The sequence below is a fragment of the Streptomyces sp. NPDC001137 genome, assembly GCF_040298885.1.
GTDB lineage: Bacteria > Actinomycetota > Actinomycetes > Streptomycetales > Streptomycetaceae > Streptomyces.
On sequence record NZ_JBEPBA010000005.1, the window covers coordinates 1 to 19147 of the forward strand.

Sequence of the window (19147 nt, forward strand, 5' to 3'; positions counted from 1 at the left end):
CGCCCCGACAGAGCTCGTGCAGCGGGCATCGGCCATCGCCGAGGTCTGCGAGGCCCACGGCACCACCCTGCCCGCCGCCGCCATCGCCTTCCCCTCCACACACCTCTCCGTCGTCAACGTCACCCTCGGCATGCGCACCGCGGAACAGGTCCGGCGCAACGTCCAACTGCACGCCCAGCACGTCCCCGACGGCCTCTGGGACGAACTGCGTGCGCAGGGCCTGATCAGGCCTGATGTGCCCACCCCGAGCGACGAGCGGCGCCCCCTCTTTCCGTCCTCATGAAGGTGGTGACACTGCGGCTCGACGAGCCGCCGACCGTGGCGGCCGTGGGCATCGGGGTACACGGTGTCGCCACCGATCACGAAGTCTTCCGGCTGCCCGGTCTGTGGCAGCTGCACCTCTACAACTACGAGGGCACGCTGTCCCTCGGGCAGTCCGTCCACCCCATCAGGCCCGGTCATGTCAGCCTCGTGCCCCCGGACACGGAGGTTCACTTCGGCTACCGGGGCAGGTCCGAGCACCTCTACGTCCATCTGCGGCTGAGCGACACGGGAGTTGCGCGATCGGTCCCGGTGATGCAGGACGCCGGGGCCGAGAGCACGCGCCTCGCCGAGCTGCTCCGGCACGCGGTCGCGGCCATGCCGTCCTCTTCCCCGCGTGCCACCGCCGAGGTCTGGACCGCTCTGTGGCGCGTCGCCGAGTTGCCGAGGGACGAGGGAGCCGGGCGCAGCCACCCCTTCGTGGCAGCGGCGCAGGCCTACATCGAAGTGCACCTGGCGGGCCCGCTGTCCGTACCGGACGTGGCCCAGGCCGTCGGGGTCTCCCACACCCACCTGACGCGGGTGTTCCGTGCCGAGACCGGCCACACGGTGGTTTCGTACATCCGGCACCGGCGCCTTCAACGCGCCCGCCATCTCCTGCTGTCGTCCACCCTGTCCGTCACCGCCATCGCCGCGGCCGTGGGCATCGCCGACCTCCAGGCCTTCAACAAGGCCTGCCGCCGTGAACTCGGGGCGAGCCCGCGGGCCATACGCCGGTCCGGTTCCACGCCCGCGGTCGAGGGTCCGTACGGCCCCGCGGTTCCCTCACCGCAGCCGCAACCGGCCGTTGGACGCACTGACTTCGACGGCTCGCGGTAGTCGTGACCGTTGCTCGCGCCCGCCGTTCACCGCTTCGACGGCGGTGCGGGCGGGATCGTCACCTGCGCCGGGTCGGGGTCTCCGAGGGCTCCTGGCCCGAGGCACGCACCGAGGTGTGGTCCGGCTTCTTGAGGTGCCGGGGCACGACGTCCTGGGGGAAGGTCAGCTGCTGGTTCATCCACTTCAGGGTGGCCGGCATCTCCCGTACCCAGGTCGGGAAGTTGTGGCTGCCGTGGTCGGGCAGGATCGACACCACCCGCATGGGCGCCTTGACCGCCTTGATGAAGGCCAGCGTCTCGGGGTAGCCCCGCTCGCCCTGCTTGCTGTCGGCGACCAGGACGGAGACCTGCGGCACGGGAAGGTGCTTGAGCCGCCACATCAGGTCGTGCCCGTTGATCCGGTTGACGCGGCCCAGTCCGCTGCCGAAGAGGTTGCCGGTCGTGGGGTCGTCCTTGATCTTGTAGTCGGGCGAAAGGGCGCCTGCCGTCGTGTACACGTGCGGGTTGCGCATCGTCAGCTGCAGGGCGCAGGTGCCGCCGGAGGAGTAACCCATGACGCCCCAGGCGGTGGCGTCGTGGCCCACCCGGTAGGTGGACTTCAGGGCGTCCGGCAGGTCCTTCGCCAGGAAGGTCTCGGTCTGCGGTCCGCCAGGAACGTTCACGCACTCGGTGTCGCGGGGCGGGGCGATCGTCGGCCGGATCATCACCATGATGGTCGGCTGCATCTGACCGGTCTTCTGCAGCTCTCCGGCGGTCTGCGACACCCGCAGGTACTGCGCGAGGTTGAAGATGCTGCCGGGGTAGCCGCTGAGCGCGACGATCACCGGGAAGCGCTGCCGGTGGTACGCCTTCTGGAAGTACTGCGGCGGCAGGTACACGAAGGCGGGGTCGACGACGCCGGTGCGGCGGCCGATGACCTTCACGGACTCGACTCGCCCGTTCACCGCTGCGGGACCGGTGGGCAGTCCGCTGACCCGGTTCAACTGCTCGTTGCCGTTGGGCTGTATGAGGGCGCCCTTCACGGAGACACCGGTGATGGCCCCGCCGTCGTTGTTTCCCCCCGCCTGGGTGACACCCACGGGAGCGGTGTCGACGTTGCCGAAGAGCTCGCCCCACGATCCGAAGAACTGGTACGACGAGTTCAGCCAGCACGCGAAAGCCGCGAGGATCGTCACCTGGGCCACTCCGACGGCCGCCAGCCGCCCGAGTACCTGCCACACGCCCTGCTTGGCGAGCCGTGGCCACAGCCAGACCAACAGCGCCACACAAATGGCGGCCACGGCCGCCATCACGTACACAGTCGTCTCGCTGGTCAAACCCATGCCACTCAGTCCCCGGTTTCCTTGCCCGTGGTTTTTCCGTCACCCAGGAGGAGGGTTGCGGACCCTTCCGCGTTCCCCAAGAAACGCTAATGGGACAAAGCCCATACCTCTTTCTTGTTTTCCCGGAAAGGGCGTCAACGGAGGTCAGGAGCCGTCAGCCGTTCGGAGGGACCTGCGGTATGTGACGCAGTCCTCATACGCCGGGAGCAGACCCTGCGCCTCCGCCTCGGCGAGGGTCGGCGCCTGCTCGTCCTTCGGGGACAACAGCGGCTCCACACCGGCCGGCCACGCTATGGCGAGATCCGGGTCGAGCGGATGGATACCGTGCTCACGCTCGGGGGCGTAACCCTCGGAACAGAGATAAACCACGGTCGCTTCGTCCGTCAGAGCGAAGAAGGCGTGGCCGAGGCCCTCGGACAGATAGACGGCGTGATGGGTCTCGTCGTCGAGCCGGACGGCTTCCCACTGCTTGTACGTCGGCGATCCGACACGGATGTCGACGATGACGTCGAGGACCGCGCCGCGTACGCACTTGACGTACTTGGCCTGGCTCGGCGGAACGTCGGCGAAGTGGATGCCGCGCAGGGTGCCCCGTCTGGAGACGGAGCAGTTGGCCTGCGCCAGGTGGAGGTCCTGGCCGGTCGCCTCGCGGAACTCGGCGCCGCGGAACCATTCGTGGAAGCTGCCGCGGTCGTCGGGGAAGACCTTGGGCTCCAGTACCCAAGCGCCGTCAATGCCCAGTGGTCGCACGTATCGATCCTAGTTCGCGTGGTTCGGTTCGGTTACTTCTTCAGAGCCCGACGGAGCCTGCCCGCCGCGCGGCGCAGGAACGTCGGCCTCCCCGGGCGAGCGGCGGACTTGCGCCGCCCGGGCTCCCTGGCCGGGTCGGCGGCCGTGAGGGGTATGACCTCGGCTCCACCGCTCGCGGAGACCTCGAGTGCCAGCGGGAGCGCCACCGGCTTGCCGGCGCCGGCCGACGGCAGGATCAGCTCAAGCCGCCACTGGCCGCCCGCCAGCTCATCGAGCGGGAGCCCGGCGCTCAGCTCGGCCTCCCCGGTCGCACGGGCGGCCAGGGTGGCGGGGAGGTCGGCCGAACGGCTGGTCGCGCCGTCCGTCAGCTTCAGGGTCACCCCGCTCTCGCCCCGGACGTGGAGGGGCAGGGCAACGGTGAGGCGGTCGGGGCCCGTTGTCACGGTGGCGTCGGCGGCGCTGAGACCGGCGAACTCGTACGAGATCCGGTTGGTCTTCCCGCCGACGTCGAGCGAGAGGTTACCGTGCGGGTCGGTCCAGTACGGCAGGACCAGGTGGGCCGGGGAGCCGACGACGGCGCCGGCGCGTCCGCGCCCGGCCGCCTCGCTGCGTACGGAACCCAGTCGGGTCTCCTTGGTCCACCCGCAGGAATTGATGCGGATGAGGACGTCCCAGATGCCCGCATCCAGTGCGGCGCCGTTGGCAGCCGACAGCGGGTCGACCCACGAGGTGGCGTGCAGCACCTGCCGGAAATAGCCGTCCCTGCCCGCCACGGCGACCTTCTCCCGGGTGAACTCGACGGGCTGGAAGAACTCCGCGGCCGTCGCGCGCTCCCGCACGACGAGGTCCGCCTTCGACGCGCCCAGCGGGGCGGAGGTGTCGGCGCCGAGCAGGGCCAGGGCGTCCAGGGCGGCCTGAGGCAGCGGCGGAACGAGCAGATCCTTCTCGCCGTCGGCACGGAAGGCGATGGGCTCACCGCCCGACTTGTACTCGGCGGTGAAACCGATCGTCAGCCTGCCGTTCTCCCAGCCGAGGTTCTCCAGGACGCCGGAGGGCTTGATCTCCGCCTCCCACCGGGCGAACTCCTCGAGGTCGGGGAACCGGTCGGCCGCGATCAGTCCGGCCACGATCTGATGCGTGGGCGGCAGACCGGCCGCGACCGAGGGTCCGAAGCGTTCGACGACCACCTTGTGGATCTCGTCGAACAGCTCCCGGCGGTAGTCGGCGGGCAGCTTGAGCAGCCGCCGACCGCGCATCCGCTCGACCATCTCGTTGCGCAGCCAGCGGCGGAAGAGCCGGTCGCGCAGCGGACCCGGCTCGGTGAGTTCCTCGACGACGTCGAGGGCCTCACGGAGGTTCTTGAAATAGCCGACCGGGTCGAATCGCTGGAAGCCCGCGTTGGAGGCGTCCTCGCGCTTGACGTGGTAGTAGCACAGGTAGTCGCTGAGAACGGCGACGTTCTCGGCCCGCAGATAGGCCTCGGTGACGAAGACGTGGTCCTCCAGACGGCGGCGCCCCTCCAGGTAGCGGAGGTTGTGCTTGTCCAGGAACGCCTTCCGGAACATCTTGTGCGGGGTGAGACTGTCGATCAGCGGCGCATTCGCGACGTTCGCCTGCGGCAGGTTCTTGCGGAACAGCTCCCGCGGGACCGGGCGGCCCTTGCCGGCCATCTTCCCCACGATCACGTCGGCGCCGTTCTCCACGCCGTAGTTGTACATGCGCTCGAGCGCTTCGTCGCCCAGCCAGTCGTCGTTGTCCACGAACTGGATGAACTCGCCCTTGGCGGCGGCGATACCGGTGTTGCGCGGCTTGCCCGACCAGCCCGAGGGCTCCTGGTGAATGACGTGCATGTGCGGGTACTCGGCGGCGAGCCGGTCCAGGCGTTCGGGGGTGTCATCGGTGGAACCGTCGTTGACGAAGATCGCTTCGTACTCGTCGTCCGGCAGGCTCTGACGCAGAAGAGAGGCTATGCAGTCCTCGATGTAGTGGCCCGGGTTGTATACCGGGATGACCACGCTCACCTTGATGGGCATGCGCCTTCTTTCCGCCTCGGTTGCTGGGGAGTCACCGCGCCACCTCCGGCGCGCGACGCCGCCCGGTAAGCGCTCGGCGAAGAGTAGAGGTATCAGGTAAGCCTCGGTTATGAAAACTGAAAGTCCATGGTGTAAATCGATCAAAAAGGCTCCCAGAATGGCCTGAAGAACGAGGTCGGAACGTCGGTATGTCGCTTAACAGGACCCCGGCTAGAATCCCGCCCATGAAGGCTCTCGTACTCTCCGGTGGCTCGGGCACCCGCCTGCGTCCGATAACCCACACATCGGCGAAGCAGCTGGTACCCGTCGCCAACAAGCCCGTGCTCTTCTACGGGCTCGAGGCGATCGCCGACGCCGGTATCACGGATGTCGGAATCATCGTCGGCGACACCGCCGAGGAGATCCGGGAAGCCGTGGGTGACGGCTCCAAGCTGGGGATCGACGTCACCTATATTCCGCAGGAAAAGCCGCTCGGTCTCGCGCACGCGGTGCTCATCGCGCGCGACTTCCTGGGCGACGACGACTTCGTCATGTACCTCGGTGACAATTTCATCGTCGGCGGCATCACCGGCCTCGTCGACGAGTTCCGTACGGAACACCCCGACGCCCAGATCCTGCTGACCCGGGTGCCCAACCCCACGTCGTTCGGTGTCGCCGAGCTCGACGAGAGCGGCCGGGTCAAGGGACTGGAGGAGAAGCCGAAGCAGCCCAAGAGCGACCTCGCGCTGGTCGGCGTGTATCTCTTCACCCCCGCGGTCCACGAGGCCGTCCGCAGCATCGAGCCCTCCTGGCGCGGCGAGCTGGAGATCACCCACGCCATCCAGTGGCTGATCGACCAGCGCAAGGACGTCCGCTCGACGACCATCTCCGGCTACTGGAAGGACACCGGGAACGTCGCCGACATGCTGGAGGTCAACCGCTCCGTCCTGGAGACGCTCGAGCCCCGCGTCCACGGCGACGTCGACGACTCCAGCGAGATCATCGGCCGCGTGCAGATCGACGCCGGTGCCGAGGTCCGCGGATCGCGCATCGTCGGCCCCGCCGTCATCGGCCCCGGTTCGGTGATCAGCGACTCGTACATCGGCCCCTTCACCTCCATCTCCGAGGACTGCCGGATCGACGACAGCGAGATCGAGTACTCCATCGTCCTGCGCGACTCGTCCATCACCGGCGTACGGCGGATCGAGACCTCGCTCATCGGCCGGAACGTCCAGGTCACCCCCGCGCCCCGCAATCCCGCAGCCCACCGACTCGTCCTCGGCGACCACAGCAAGGTACAGATTTCCTCATGACTACGAGAATCCTGGTGACCGGCGGCGCCGGTTTCATCGGCTCCCACTACGTCCGTACGCTGCTCGGCCCCGCGGGGCCGGGGGACGTGGCGATAACCGTCCTGGACAAGCTCACCTACGCGGGAAACCCGGCCAATCTCGACGAGGTGCGCGCCCACCCCGGCTTCACCTTCGTGCAGGGCGACATCTGCGACCCGGACCTGGTCGGCAAACTGATGGCCGAACACGACCAGGTGGTGCACTTCGCCGCCGAGTCGCACGTGGACCGCTCCATCGACGGCGGCGCGGAGTTCGTCCGCACCAACGTCGTCGGCACGCACACCCTGATCGACGCCGCGCACCGGGCCGGCATCAAGACCTTCGTGCACATCTCCACCGACGAGGTCTACGGCTCCATCGACGAGGGCTCCTGGCCCGAGACCCACCCGCTGCAGCCCAACTCGCCGTATTCCTCGGCCAAGGCGTCCAGCGACCTGATCGCCCTGTCGTACCACCGCACCCACGGCCTCGACGTCCGCGTCACCCGCTGCTCCAACAACTACGGGCACCACCACTTCCCCGAGAAGGTCATCCCGCTCTTCATCACCAACCTCCTCGACGGCAAGAAGGTCCCGCTGTACGGCGACGGCGGCAACGTCCGCGACTGGCTGCACATCGACGACCATGTCCAGGGCATCGAGCTGGTGCGCACCAAGGGCCGCCCGGGCGAGGTCTACAACATCGGCGGTGGCACCGAACTCTCCAACAAGGAGCTCACCGGGCTGCTGCTGGAGGCCTGCGGCGCCGGCTGGGACACCAGCGTCGAGTACGTCGCCGACCGCAAGGGCCACGACCGCCGCTACTCCGTCGACTGCACGAAGATCCGCGAGGAGCTCGGCTACGAACCCCGCAAGGACTTCGCCACCGGCCTCGCGGAGACCGTCGCCTGGTACCGCGACAACCGCGCCTGGTGGGAGCCCCTGAAGGAGCGGGCGGCGCTGTGACCTCCACCTGGCTGATCACCGGCGCGGGCGGAATGCTCGGCAAGGACCTGCTGGCCCGCCTCGCGGCCGACGGCGTGCGGAGCGTCGGCCTGGCCCGGGGGGACCTCGACATCACGGACCCGGAGGCGGTGCACGGCGCCGTCGCCGAACACCAGCCCGACGTGGTGGTCAACTGCGCCGCCTGGACGGCCGTCGACGACGCGGAGACCCGGGAGGCCGAGGCGCTGCGGATCAACGGCGACGGTCCCCGCAACCTGGCCGCGGCCTGCGCCAAGACCGGCGCCAGGCTGCTCCAGGTCTCCACGGACTACGTCTTCGCGGGCGACGGCGCCTCTCCGTACGCGGAGGACGCCCCGACGGCCCCGCGCAGCGCCTACGGCCGCACCAAGCTGGCCGGTGAGCAGGCGGTGCTGACCGCACTCCCGGACGCGGGCTACGTGGTGCGCACGGCATGGCTGTACGGGGCGGGCGGCGGCAATTTCGTCCGCACGATGATCAAGCTGGAGGGCGTCAAGGACACCCTCGACGTGGTCGACGACCAGCGCGGCCAGCCCACTTGGACCGTCGACCTCGCCGACCGGCTGGTCCGCCTCGGGCACTCGGCGCTGGCGGGTACCGCTCCGGCGGGTATCTACCACGGCACCAGCGGCGGCGAGACCACCTGGTTCGGCCTCACCCGGGAGATCTTCCGGCTGCTCGGCGCGGACCCCGAGCGGGTCCGCCCCACCACCAGCGCCGCCTACGTCCGCCCGGCCCCCCGACCGGCCTACAGCGTCCTCGGTCACGACCGCTGGGCAGCCGCCGGGATCGAGCCGATCCGCGAGTGGCGCGAGGCCCTGCAGGAGGCGTTTCCTGCGCTGCTGGCGGCCGAGCGGCCGTAAGCCGACGTCCCACTCCCCTTGAACGAGCGGGGTGGCCGGATCCTTCGCTGATCCCGGCCACCCCGCTCGTGTGCAGCTCCACGGCGGCGGGTTGCCGTCCGTTCTCACCGTGAATTTCGCTGATTCTCACGAAGTAAGAGATTTCTGATCAATGGAACCCGGCGTCCGGTCGCTCCCTCATGCAGGGCAGCGAAGGAGGTCGAAAAATGGGCGACAGCCCCATGCGGACGAGCACCACGCTCATGCGGCGGTTCGCGCCGAGACTCGATCCACCCCCTCAGCAGCAGCCGTGGCGTGTGGAGTTGGGAAGGGCACTGCCGGCACTGACGTTGTTCGTCTCCGTGCGGCTGGCCGGGGTGATCATGGCAACCTTGTGGTCGCTCCACCTCGGCAGACACCCGCGAAGCGTGGCCGGCCTGGAGTGGGACGGCCACTGGTACTGGCACATCTCCCAGTACGGCTACGGCCTGATCGTCCACCCCAAGGGCGGCCACGCCGTCTGGAACGACCTGGCGTTCTTCCCGCTCTTCCCGGGTCTGATCCGCGCAGTGGACACAGTGCTGCCGATCGGCCCGGTCAACGTGGCGCTGCTCATCGCATGGACCGCCGCCCTGGCGGCGGCCTGGGGCGTGTACGCGGTCGGTGAGCTGCTGCACGGACGACGCGTCGGGATCCTCCTCGTGGCGCTGTGGGCGCTGCTGCCGCACGCGATCATCCTGACGATGGCGTACACCGAGCCCGTCATGACCGCCTTCGCGGCCTGGGCGCTCTACGCGGTGCTGACCCGCCGCTGGCTGACCGCGGGCACGCTGGCGGTGCTGGCCGGACTGTGCCGTCCCAACGGCCTTGCCGTGGCGGCCGCCGTGGTCACCGGCGCCGTCGTGCATCTCTGGCAGCTGCGCCGCACCGGTGCGCCCACCGCGCCACGCGCCTGGGCGGCCGCCGCCGTGGCTCCCCTCGGATGGCTGGGCTACATCGGCTGGGTGGGGCTGCGGACCCACGACCCCGTCGGCTACTTCCACGTACAGAGCCTGTGGGGTTCGCGGTTCGACTACGGTCTCTACACCGCCCGCACGTTCAAGCACCTGATAGTCGGGCACGACGTCCTCGCCGTCTATGCCACCGCCGCGATCGTCCTCGGGTTTCTGCTGCTGTTCGTCTTCTGCGTCCTGAACAGGATGCCCCTGGCCCTGGTCGCATACTGCGCGGTCCTCATCGTGATGGCGGTCGGCGGCACCCACTTCTTCAGCAGCAAGCCGAGGTTCCTGCTGCCGGCCTTCCCGCTGCTGCTCCCGCTCGCCCGGCATCTGGCGCGCAGCAGCCTGCGCACCCTGGTCATCCTGCTCTCCGCCCTGGCCGTCGTCTCCCTCTTCTACGGCACCTACCTGCTCACCGTCTCCCATCGGGCTCTGTGACGGGAGGACCGTTACCTCAGAGGTCGTTCGGGGTGCCCAAACCCGTGAGGGCACCCACCGGGTCGAGGTCCGGGGTGCCGCGGGGCCACCAGTCGTCGTGGCCCGGCTCCGACTCGTAGGCGTACCACAGGCCGTCGCGGCCGAGGCGGAGCTGGACGTGGCCGCGGGGGTGGGTGAGGTGGTTGCGCCAGGGTCTGAAGGCGGGGAGGTCGGCGGCGAGGAGGAGGGGGCGGGCGCGGTCGAATCGTCCGGCGGGCGGGTCCCAGGGTTCGTCCAGGACGGCGAGGCCTTCGAGGCCGCCCTGCCGCCAGGCGGCGACCGCTCGGGCCAGCTCGGCGGGGGTGCGGCCGGCGGCCGAGGCGAGCGAGGCGTAGAGGGCGCGGGTGCCGGCGGTGAGGCCGGAGCCGGGGCGGGCGGCGGCGAGCCGGACGGCGTCCTGCCACAGCGTCAGCTCCGCCACCGGGTCGCGGCCGGTGCTGAGCAGTGCGTGGGCACGGGCGGCGGCGTCGGTCGCCAGCTGGTCCAGCGCGAAGGGGTCGGGGCCGCCCGGGGCCGCCGGGTAGACCGGCGGCTGCTCGGGGTGCGGTGGGACGGGCAACGGGGCCGGGAGCGGCGGTAGTCGGCGGGGCGTGAGGGCTTCCGTCGCGCGGACGCCGGGAAGCGGGGCCGGTTCCTGCTCCTGGGCGGCGCGGGCCGCGCGCGTGGCGCTCAGTCGGGAGAGCGCGTCGAGCAGCTCGCGTTCCCCGCGACCGCGCAGCAGGAGCAGTACGAAGGGGTCGGCGTCGAGGAGGCGTGCCGTCTGGTAGCAGAGGGCGGCGGCGTGTTTGCAGGGGTGGCCGCGATCGGGGCAGCTGCAGTGCGGGTCGAGGTCGCGCGGGCCCGGCAGCAACGGCACTCCGCAGTCGGCGAGCCCCTGGGGCAGCTCCTTGTCGAGCAGCGCCGCGATGTGCCCGGGCCGCTCGGCGGCGGCGTCCAGGAACCGCGCCCAGTCGGCGTCCTCCAGCGTCCGCAGCCGCACTTGGACGCGGTACGGGCGCGGGCGGCTGCCCTGCACATACGCGAGCACGAGTCCGGGCGTCACCGTGATGGCGTCCACATGGCCCTGCTCGGCGTAACTCCGGCCACGCGCCAGCCGCTTGGCGTCCAGCGCACCCTCCTCCAAGGCCGTGACCCAGGCATTGCCCCACCATGTTTCGGCGAAGGAGGCGTCGGCCGGGGAGCGGGAGGTACGGGACCGGAACGCGGGGAAGGTGCGGCGCAGCTCGCCGTCGCGGGAGGGGGCGGCCATGGAGTGTGGGGGGAGGGAGGCCGGGGTGGGGGTGGAGGGCGCGGTGCCGGTCGGGGGCCGGTCGGCGCGCGGCTGATCCATGCGGGTATCTGTCTGTACGGCTGCCTCCGGGTCGGACTCCGGCGTGGCTGCGCGCGGCCCCGAACTCCCCTTCTTCGTGGCCTCGTTGTCGTCGAGCACCGTTTCCGGCTCGTTCGCCGAGCCGGGCATGCGGAAGCTGTCGGCGAGCAGGTCTCTCAAGTCTCGCGCCCGCACGCCGGCGGCACGGCGGGGCGCATCGCCGCGGGTGCGGTCGCTCGGCGGCGCGGGGCGGCGCGACCGCCGACCGGCTTCGGCTTCCGTCCGCTCGGCGACCGTCCGTGCCTGCCGGGACTCCGCTCTGGCAGCGCGCAAGGCCTCACGGGCGACATCAGCGGGGCGAGTCGCTGAGGTGTCCGGTACCGCCGGGGGGCCGACTGGCCCCTCACCGGAGTCGTGCGTGTCCTCCGCCGCATCGCGGTCGCTCCCCGACGTCGGGGACGCGGCACTGTCGGAACCGTCGTCCGGTCCAGGAACCGAGGGCATCGCGTCGGTGTGCGGGTCGCCAACGCCCACACCGCCGCCGCGCCTGGCCGAAACAGCCCGGCGCAACGCCGCACGGGCGGCATCACCTGGCCTGGCTGCGGCATCGCCGGGTCCCTCGGGCCCCTGCGTCGATGCCTGGGGCTCCTCGGCGTCCGGCTGCTGCGCAACCCCCGCTCCCGGGGGCTCTCTCCGCACCGCGCCGGCAGGTTCTTCCGCTGCCGACCCCCGCGCCTGCCGCAGCGCCCGGCGGGCCTCGTCGGCCGGGCCCGGGGTCATGTCGGCCTCCGGAGCGTGACCAGGTCGGTGAGTTCGCGGTCGGTCAGTTCGGTGAGGGCCGACTCGCCGGAGCCGAGGATGGCGTCGGCCAACGCCCGCTTGGACTCCAGCATTTCGGCGATGCGGTCCTCGACCGTGCCCTCGGTGATGAGGCGGTGGACCTGGACCGGCTGGGTCTGCCCGATGCGATAGGCGCGGTCGGTGGCCTGTTCCTCGACCGCCGGGTTCCACCAGCGGTCGAAGTGGATGACATGGCCCGCGCGGGTCAGGTTCAGGCCAGTGCCGGCCGCCTTCAACGACAGCACCAGTACGGGGGTCGCGCCGCTCTGGAAGCGGTCCACCATCCGTTCGCGCTCCGGTACCGGTGTGCCGCCGTGGAGCAGGTCCACCGGGACCGCCCGGGAGGCCAGATGCGCGGTGATCAGGCGGGCCATCCCCACGTACTGGGTGAAGACGAGTGCCGAGCCGTCCTCCGCCAACAGGGTGTCCAACAGCTCGTCCAGGAGGGCGAGTTTGCCGGAACGCGCGAGCAGCCGTTCGTCCTGGGCGGCCTCCTCCTTGAGATACAGCGCGGGGTGGTCGCAGATCTGCTTCAGCGCGCCGAGCAGCTTGAGCACCAGGCCCCGGCGTGCGATGCCGTCCGAGGTCTCGATGGCCAGCATGGACTCCCGCACCACCGCCTCGTAAAGGGCCGCCTGTTCGCGGGTGAGCGGCACCGGATGGTCCGTCTCCGTCTTGGGCGGCAGCTCCGGGACGATGCCGGGGTCGGACTTCTTGCGGCGCAGGAGGAAGGGGCGGACCAGACGGGCCAGGCGGGTCACCGCCTCCTCGTCCTCGCCGTTCTCCACGGCGCGGGCGTGCCGGGCGCGGAAGGCCTTCAGGGGGCCGAGGAGTCCCGGTGTCGTCCAGTCGAGCAGGGCCCAGAGTTCGGAGAGGTTGTTCTCCACGGGGGTGCCGGTGAGGGCCACGCGCGCCGGGGACGGGATGGTGCGCAGGGCCTTCGCCGTCGCCGAGTACGGGTTCTTGACGTGCTGCGCCTCGTCCGCGACGACCATGCCCCAGCGCTGCTCGGCGAGGCGCGGTGCCGTCGTCCGCATCGTGCCGTAGGTGGTGAGGACGAAGCCGTCGGTCAGGTCGTCCAGGGTGCGGTCCGGGCCGTGGAAGCGGCGGACGGGGACGCCGGGCGCGAACCGGGTGATCTCCCGCTGCCAGTTGCCGAGCAGGGAGGCCGGGCAGACGACCAGGGTCGGCTCGCTGCGGGCGCGCTTGAGGTGCAGCGCGATGAGCGTGATCGTCTTGCCGAGTCCCATGTCGTCGGCGAGACAGCCGCCGAGGCCGAGGGAGGTCATGAGGTCCAGCCAGGCCAGGCCCCGGAGTTGGTAGTCGCGGAGGGTGGCGTGCAGCTCCGGGGGCGGTTCGGCGGGACGTACCCCGGCCGTCAGACGGTCACGCAGGGCCGCCAGGGCGCCGACCGGTACCGCCTCGACCGTCTCGCCGTCCACCTCCGCACTGCCGCTGAGCGCGACCGAGAGTGCGTCCACCGGGTCGAGCAGGCCCAGTTCGCGCTTGCGGGCCTTGCGGACCAGGGCGGGGTCGACCAGGACCCAGCGGTCCCGCAGCCGCACCACCGGACGGTGGGCCTCGGCCAGCGCGTCCATCTCGGCCTCGCTGAGCGGGTCGCCGCCGAGCGCCAGCTGCCAGCGGAACTGGAGGAGTTCCTCGCTCTCGAAGAAGCCGGTGCCGTCGGTCGCGGAGCCCGGTGCGGGCCGGACCACCGCGGCCGCGCTCAGGTCCTGGGCCAGGTCCCGGGGCCAGTGCACGGCGACCCCGGCGGCCGCGAGCCGGGTCGCCGCCACGCCGAGCAGTTCGCCCAGCTCCTCGTCGTACAGCGGCAGGACGTCGGGCACGTCCTGCTCGGAGAGCCGGTCCAGCGGCGGCCAGATCCTCGCGGCGCGCCGCACGGCGAGGGCCGCGTCCACGCGGGCGCGCGGGCCGAACGCCGCGTCCGCCTCGCCCGCCCACAGGGCCGCCGCGTCGGTGATCAGCGTGGGGTCGGCGAGGCTGTGCACCTGGACGATCGCGGCGCCCGCGGTGCGCACCGCCTCGTCCCGGTCGAACAGCTCGTACGCCGACAGGTCGAGGCGGAGCGAGATCCGTACGCCCGCGTCCATGCCGGCGGCCACCTCGGCGGCCCAGTCGTGGGCGTCGGGCAGGCGCTGCGGGCGGCGGTCGGCGAAGGGCCTGCCGGAAGCGTGCGGTGCGGCGGGGGTGCGCGGGAGGGTGTCGGCGACCGCGTCCAGGAAGGAGCGCAGCAGCGCCTCCGGCTCGGGCAGCCTGAGCGGGCCCGGGCCGGGCAGCGGGACCGCGTGGCCCTCGTACGGCAGGGCCGCGGCGACCGACCGGATGTGCGCGATGTCCTCCGGGTCCAGGGGGCCGGCCCGCCAGGCGTCGTGACCGGCGGCCGTCAGGCCGGGCAGCAGGCGTCCGCGGGCGATCAGCCGCAGCGCGTGCAGTGCGGCCGCGCCCCAGCAGGCGGTGGCGGGGTGGGCGGCCGGGTCGCGGCGGGCACGGACGAGGTGGGGCAGCGCCTCGCCGACCGGGAGGGAGAGCGCGGGGGCGGTCCTGCGCCGTACTCCCGCGCCATGCGGCCGTACGACCGTGAGCTCGGTGTCCCCGGCGGTCAGTGGGCCGCCCTCGGGATCCCAGAAGGCGATCCGGCCGTCCCTGGGCAGCGGGGCGGGCAGGAAGACGGCCGCGAGCCGGACGGGCACGGACTCCCCCGCGCCCTGCTCCCCCGCACGCGCGGCCACCGCAGCGGTGTCGCTCATACGACCTGTCACCTCCCGTCCCGTGAGTCGGATCAGACGTCTTCGACTCTACGGGCGGGGTCTGACAATCGGCTCCGGCGGCCGTGCCGAGGCCGGCCGCGTCAGGGAACCGTACGGGAGACGACGTAGAAGAACGGGTTGTTCCTGTTCCCCAGGCTCATCATGACGTACTGGGTGGGCTTGGGTGCCTTCTGGTGGTGGACCAGGCCGTACCAGGGGCCCGGGCTGGTGAAGTCCCAGCCGGTGATCTTCTGGTCGCGTGCGCTGATCGTGATGTCGCCCCGCTTCAGATCGGCGCGGGTGACGCCCATGTCGTGCAGGAAGACGTCGAGGTTGCGCAGGGGGGTCTGGAACTGGACGTAGAGACGGCTGGTCTTCCAGTTGTTCGTCTCGTAGCTCGCGACCTTGCCCGAGGGGTGCGGCATCGGCACCTGGTAGAGGCGGCGCTGCACCTTCGACGGCCAGCCCTTGGTCAGACCGGTCGCCGCGTACTTGGCCTCCTTGTCCTTGCCGCTGTCGCGGCTCTGGTTGGCGGAGATCACCAGGTAGCCGGCCGGGACGCCGATGAGCAGCACGATGATGAGCAGGGTGAGCGCCCTGCGGCGGATCTTGTGCCGGCGGTCCTCGGCCGGCTTCTGCGGCTCGTCCGGGGGCAGGGCCTGGCGCGGCAGCGAGGCGGTCATGCGGTGTCCCGGGTGGAGCGGCGGGTCTCCAGGTACCGCCCGTAGCGCTCGTGCCGCTCGACCCGGCGCCGGTTGGCGCGGCGGAAGCGGCGGGCGACCAGGCGGGCGAGGTCGGCGGCGCCGACCATGCCGGCCTCGGGGCCGAGCTGGGCGCGCGCGATACGGGCCTCGGGGCGGTAGCCGCGGCCGGTGAGCTGACGCTTGAAGGCGTCCCGCGCGGGGCCGATCAGCAGGTCGTCGGCGGCCGAGACGCCGCCGCCGATCACGAAGCAGGACGGGTCCAGCGCGGCCGCCAGGTTCGCGATGCCGACGCCGAGCCACTGCCCGATGTCCTGGAGCAGCTCGATGCACATCGCGTCGCCCTCGCGGGCCAGCTCGGTGATCATCGGGCCGGTGATGTCGGCGATGTTGCCCTTGACGTGCTCGATGATCCCGTACGCCACCGGGGAGTCGGCAGCGGCCAGTTCCTTGGCCTCGCGGACCAGCGCGTTGCCGGAGCTGTACTGCTCCCAGCAGCCGCGGTTGCCGCACGGGCAGCGGTGGCCGCCGGGCACGACCTGCATATGGCCGAACTCACCCGCGACGCCGTACTTGCCCCGCTTGACCTGGCCGTCCTCCAGAATCGCGCCGCCGATGCCGGTACCGAGCGTGATCATGACGAGGTGGTCCTCGCCGCGGCCGGCGCCGAAGCGCCACTCGGCCCAGGCGGCGGTGTTGGCGTCGTTGTCCACCAGGACCGGGACCGCGAGGCGGCCCGCGATCCGGTCCCGCAGGGGCTCGTTGCGCCAGGACAGGTGGGGGGCGAACAGGACGCGGTTGCGGTCGGCGTCGACCCAGCCGGCCGCGCCGATGCCGACCGCGTGCACGTCGTGCCGGTCGGAGAGGTCCAGGACCAGTTCGACGATGGTGTCCTCGACGACCTTGGGGCTCTTGGACTTGTCCGGGGTCTCCGTGCGGAGCTTCTCCAGGATGTTGCCGTCGGCGTCGACGACGCCCGCCATCACTTTTGTGCCGCCGATGTCGATGCCGACCGTGGGCACGCGGGGTGCGGTCAGGTGCGAGCGGCGCTCCCGGGTGCCGACGGTACGGAGCGCGGGGGCACGCCTGGACCCTATGGGGGCGGTGAAGTTGCCGTAGGTGCTCATCAAGGCCCGATTCTGCCTCACCGTGGGTAAGGGTGCTGTGCGGGGGAGCACAGGGGGGCGCGATGTGTGGCGAAGGCCGCAGACCCAATCGGTTTGTCCTGACATTGCGACGAACCGGGGCCGGCTCCCGACCCCCGGCCCCTCAGGACCGTACGAGCAGCTGGAACTCGAACGAGTAGCGCGTCGGGCGGTACGTGTGGGTGCCGTACTCGACCGCGCGGCCCGTGTCGTCGAAGGTGACGCGCTGCATGGTGAGCAGGGGGGCGCCCTCGCTCTCGGCGAGGCGGTCGGCCTCGGCGGCGGTGGCGGCGCGGGCGCCGATCGTCTGGCGGGCGCTGTGCAGGGTGATCCCGGCGGCGCGCATCATGCGGTACAGGCCGGTGGCCTCCAGCTGGGCGGTGTCCAGGTCGAGCAGGCCCGGCGGGATGAAGTTGCACAGGTGGGCCATCGGCTCACCGTGCGCCAGCCGCAGGCGCTCCACTCGGTGGACGTCGCTGTCCTCCGCCACGTTGAGGGCCGCGGCGACCTCGGCGGTCGCGGGGACGACCTTGTTGACGAGCACCTTGGTGGCGGGGCGCTGGCCGGCCGCCTCCAGGTCGTCGTAGAGGCTGGAGAGCTCGAGGGGGCGCTTGACCTGGCTGTGGACGACCTGTGTGCCCACGCCGCGGCGGCGCACCAGGAGGCCCTTCTCGACGAGGGACTGGATGGCCTGGCGGACCGTGGGCCGGGACAGGCCGAGCCGCGCGGCCAGCTCGATCTCGTTGCCCAGCAGGCTGCCGGGGGTGAGCGCTCCGTGCTCGATCGCCGCTTCGAGCTGCTGGGACAGCTGGAAGTACAACGGCACCGGAGAGCTCCGGTCCACACGGAGCTCGAGCGATGCGGTCGGGTCCACTTCTGGTTTCGGCACGGGGCGAGCGTAGCTCCACGAGTTGTTGACGGGAAGTTGTGTAGTTCGATTGTCCGGACATATGCATTGACAGCGTACGCACTGAACCCTCACTTTGTTTTCATGCGCATCGGGGTCATCGGTACGGGCCGGATCGGCACCATCCATGCGAACACGCTCAGCCGCAACCGTGACGTGGGGTCGCTGATCCTCACGGATGTGGATCCGGCGCGGGCCCAGGAACTCGCGCTCCGCCTCGGGGAGACGGCCGCGCCGGGGGTCGACGAGATCTTCAAGTGGGGCGTGGACGCCGTGGTGATCACGACGGCGACGTCGGCCCACGCCGAACTGATCGGTCGGGCAGCACGCTCGGGGCTCCCGGTGTTCTGCGAGAAGCCCATAGCACTGGATCTGCCCGGCACCCTGCATGCCATCAGCGAGGTCGAGGCGGCCGGGACGATTCTGCAGATGGGGTTCCAGCGCCGCTTCGACGCGGGCTACACGGGCGCGCGCGACGCGGTGCTCGCGGGCCGGCTCGGGCGGCTGCACACCGTACGGGCGGTGACGTCCGACCAGGTTCCTCCCGCGCCGGGGTGGCTGCGGCTGTCCGGCGGGCTGTACCGGGACGCGTTGATCCACGACTTCGACGCGCTGCGCTGGGTGACGGGACACGAGGTCGTCGAGGTGTACGCGGCCGGGTCCGACGCCGGGCCGCCGATGTTCCGGGAGGCGGGTGACGTGGACACGGGGGCCGCGCTGCTCACACTCGACGACGGCACCCTCGCCACGGCCACGGCGACGCGGCTGAACGGCGCCGGCTACGACGTCCGCATGGAGCTGGCCGGGGAGCTCGACCAGATCGTCGTCGGCCTGGACGACCGCACGCCGATCGCGTCCACGGAGCCGACCGGGCCCCCGGCGGCGGACAAGCCGTGGTCCGGCTTCCTCGAGCGCTTCGGACCCGCCTACGAGGCCGAGCTGGCCGCGTTCGTCGAGGTCGTCCTCGGCCAGCGCCCCAACCCCTGCGACGGCCGCGAGGCCCTCCAGGCGCTGCGCATCGCCGAGGCCTGCGAGGTCTCACGACGGGAACGCAGACAGGTGGCACTCGCGGAGATCCCGGGCCGGGCCGAGTCCGCGTTCAGGTGAGCAGGCGTATCGCGGGTGCCGTGGCGTCCGTGGCCATGAGTGACTCGCAGTGGGCGCAGCGCAGTTCGTACGGCCGGACCACGTTGGTCTGGATGCTGTTCGTGCCGGACTCCTTGGTCTTCGGGCAGTAGTACCCGAGGTGCAGCCGCACCCAGGGATGGCTGGTCGGCGCCTCGCCCCGCCGGCCGTCCTTCGCGTCCTCGAAGGGCGACCACCAGAAGTCGACCAGGGCCCGCAGTGCCAGCCGCTCCTTGCCGGACGTGGTGTCGTACGCGGCGATCCGGCCCGCCGCGTAGTGGCGCCGGAAGCCGCTGCGGCTGCCCGAGCACAGCGCCCGCTCCGCGCCACGCTCGTAGACCGTGGTACGGCCGGTCCGCTCACAGATGAAGCAGTCCACGCTGAACTCGAGTTTTGAACGCCAGTGCAGATTGTGGAAGTTGTCGCCGCCGAGCTGTCCGGTCAGCTCGGCGGTGATCTCCGCGGTGCGCAGCACGCATGCCCCCTGGGTCCTTCTGG

General features: G+C 71.2%; 15 protein-coding genes and 1 pseudogene. 7 read left to right on the forward strand and 9 right to left on the reverse strand.

The window, feature by feature from the left end:
- A pseudogene (locus tag ABT254_RS11245) lies at nucleotides 1–283 on the forward strand (aldo/keto reductase); the annotation flags it as partial.
- Nucleotides 280–1140 carry an AraC family transcriptional regulator gene (locus ABT254_RS11250; RefSeq protein ID WP_351466922.1) on the forward strand — a complete coding sequence of 287 codons (861 nt, stop codon included), beginning with the start codon at nucleotides 280–282 and terminating at the stop codon, nucleotides 1138–1140. The pseudogene ABT254_RS11245 and the gene ABT254_RS11250, both read left to right, overlap by 4 nt.
- A gap of 58 nt (nucleotides 1141–1198) precedes the next feature.
- Here the strand turns inward: ABT254_RS11250 and ABT254_RS11255 are convergent, their stop codons facing one another.
- The 3 genes from ABT254_RS11255 to ABT254_RS11265 all read right to left on the reverse strand — a co-directional run bounded on the left by ABT254_RS11255 (nucleotide 1199) and on the right by ABT254_RS11265 (nucleotide 5244).
- Entirely contained in the window at nucleotides 1199–2461 is a 1263-nt protein-coding gene (locus tag ABT254_RS11255) for an alpha/beta hydrolase (RefSeq protein ID WP_351466925.1), read from the reverse strand.
- A gap of 144 nt (nucleotides 2462–2605) precedes the next feature.
- Entirely contained in the window at nucleotides 2606–3211 is a 606-nt protein-coding gene (gene rfbC, locus ABT254_RS11260) for a dTDP-4-dehydrorhamnose 3,5-epimerase (protein ID WP_351466927.1), read from the reverse strand.
- Nucleotides 3212–3243: 32 nt separating this feature from the next.
- Nucleotides 3244–5244 carry a glycosyltransferase family 2 protein gene (locus tag ABT254_RS11265; protein WP_351466929.1) on the reverse strand — a complete coding sequence of 667 codons (2001 nt, stop codon included), beginning with the start codon at nucleotides 5242–5244 and terminating at the stop codon, nucleotides 3244–3246.
- A gap of 224 nt (nucleotides 5245–5468) precedes the next feature.
- Between ABT254_RS11265 and ABT254_RS11270 the strand changes: the two genes are divergently transcribed.
- The 4 genes from ABT254_RS11270 (at nucleotide 5469) to ABT254_RS11285 (ending at nucleotide 9815) form a co-directional block, all read left to right on the forward strand.
- Nucleotides 5469–6536: a glucose-1-phosphate thymidylyltransferase gene (locus tag ABT254_RS11270; protein ID WP_351466930.1), complete on the forward strand. Its 1068-nt coding sequence runs from the start codon at nucleotides 5469–5471 to the stop codon at nucleotides 6534–6536.
- Complete coding sequence (gene rfbB / locus ABT254_RS11275) at nucleotides 6533–7519, forward strand: dTDP-glucose 4,6-dehydratase (protein ID WP_351466932.1); 987 nt, start codon at nucleotides 6533–6535, stop codon at nucleotides 7517–7519. Before ABT254_RS11270 ends, rfbB begins: the two co-directional genes overlap by 4 nt.
- 32 nt (nucleotides 7520–7551) lie before the next feature.
- Nucleotides 7552–8400 (forward strand): dTDP-4-dehydrorhamnose reductase, encoded by an 849-nt coding sequence (rfbD, locus tag ABT254_RS11280; protein ID WP_502971971.1) that lies wholly within the window; start codon nucleotides 7552–7554, stop codon nucleotides 8398–8400.
- A 206-nt stretch (nucleotides 8401–8606) separates the two neighbouring features.
- Nucleotides 8607–9815, forward strand: coding sequence for a hypothetical protein (locus tag ABT254_RS11285; protein WP_351466936.1), 1209 nt, complete (start codon nucleotides 8607–8609; stop codon nucleotides 9813–9815).
- A gap of 16 nt (nucleotides 9816–9831) precedes the next feature.
- On the opposite strand, the gene ABT254_RS11290 is transcribed toward ABT254_RS11285, so the two are convergent.
- The 5 genes from ABT254_RS11290 to ABT254_RS11310 form a co-directional block, all read right to left on the reverse strand.
- Nucleotides 9832–11943: an SWIM zinc finger family protein gene (locus ABT254_RS11290; protein WP_351466938.1), complete on the reverse strand. Its 2112-nt coding sequence runs from the start codon at nucleotides 11941–11943 to the stop codon at nucleotides 9832–9834.
- A complete protein-coding gene (locus ABT254_RS11295) occupies nucleotides 11940–14771 on the reverse strand; it encodes an SCO1167/SCO6262 family helicase (RefSeq protein ID WP_351466940.1) in 2832 nt (943 codons plus the stop codon). The genes ABT254_RS11290 and ABT254_RS11295 overlap by 4 nt, the downstream gene beginning before the upstream one ends.
- Nucleotides 14772–14872: 101 nt before the next feature.
- Nucleotides 14873–15454 carry a sugar kinase gene (locus ABT254_RS11300; RefSeq protein WP_351466942.1) on the reverse strand — a complete coding sequence of 194 codons (582 nt, stop codon included), beginning with the start codon at nucleotides 15452–15454 and terminating at the stop codon, nucleotides 14873–14875.
- The gene (locus ABT254_RS11305; RefSeq protein WP_351468048.1) at nucleotides 15451–16599 is read right to left on the reverse strand and encodes an ROK family glucokinase; all 1149 of its coding nucleotides are present in this window, start codon (nucleotides 16597–16599) and stop codon (nucleotides 15451–15453) included. The genes ABT254_RS11300 and ABT254_RS11305 overlap by 4 nt, the downstream gene beginning before the upstream one ends.
- A 142-nt stretch (nucleotides 16600–16741) precedes the next feature.
- Nucleotides 16742–17491 carry a GntR family transcriptional regulator gene (locus ABT254_RS11310; RefSeq protein ID WP_351468051.1) on the reverse strand — a complete coding sequence of 250 codons (750 nt, stop codon included), beginning with the start codon at nucleotides 17489–17491 and terminating at the stop codon, nucleotides 16742–16744.
- A gap of 117 nt (nucleotides 17492–17608) precedes the next feature.
- Between ABT254_RS11310 and ABT254_RS11315 the strand changes: the two genes are divergently transcribed.
- Nucleotides 17609–18631, forward strand: coding sequence for a Gfo/Idh/MocA family protein (locus ABT254_RS11315; RefSeq protein WP_351466944.1), 1023 nt, complete (start codon nucleotides 17609–17611; stop codon nucleotides 18629–18631).
- On the opposite strand, the gene ABT254_RS11320 is transcribed toward ABT254_RS11315, so the two are convergent.
- Nucleotides 18624–19124, reverse strand: a complete 501-nt coding sequence (locus ABT254_RS11320; RefSeq protein ID WP_351466946.1) for a hypothetical protein — start codon at nucleotides 19122–19124, stop codon at nucleotides 18624–18626. The genes ABT254_RS11315 and ABT254_RS11320 overlap by 8 nt on opposite strands.
- Nucleotides 19125–19147 lie beyond the last annotated feature (23 nt).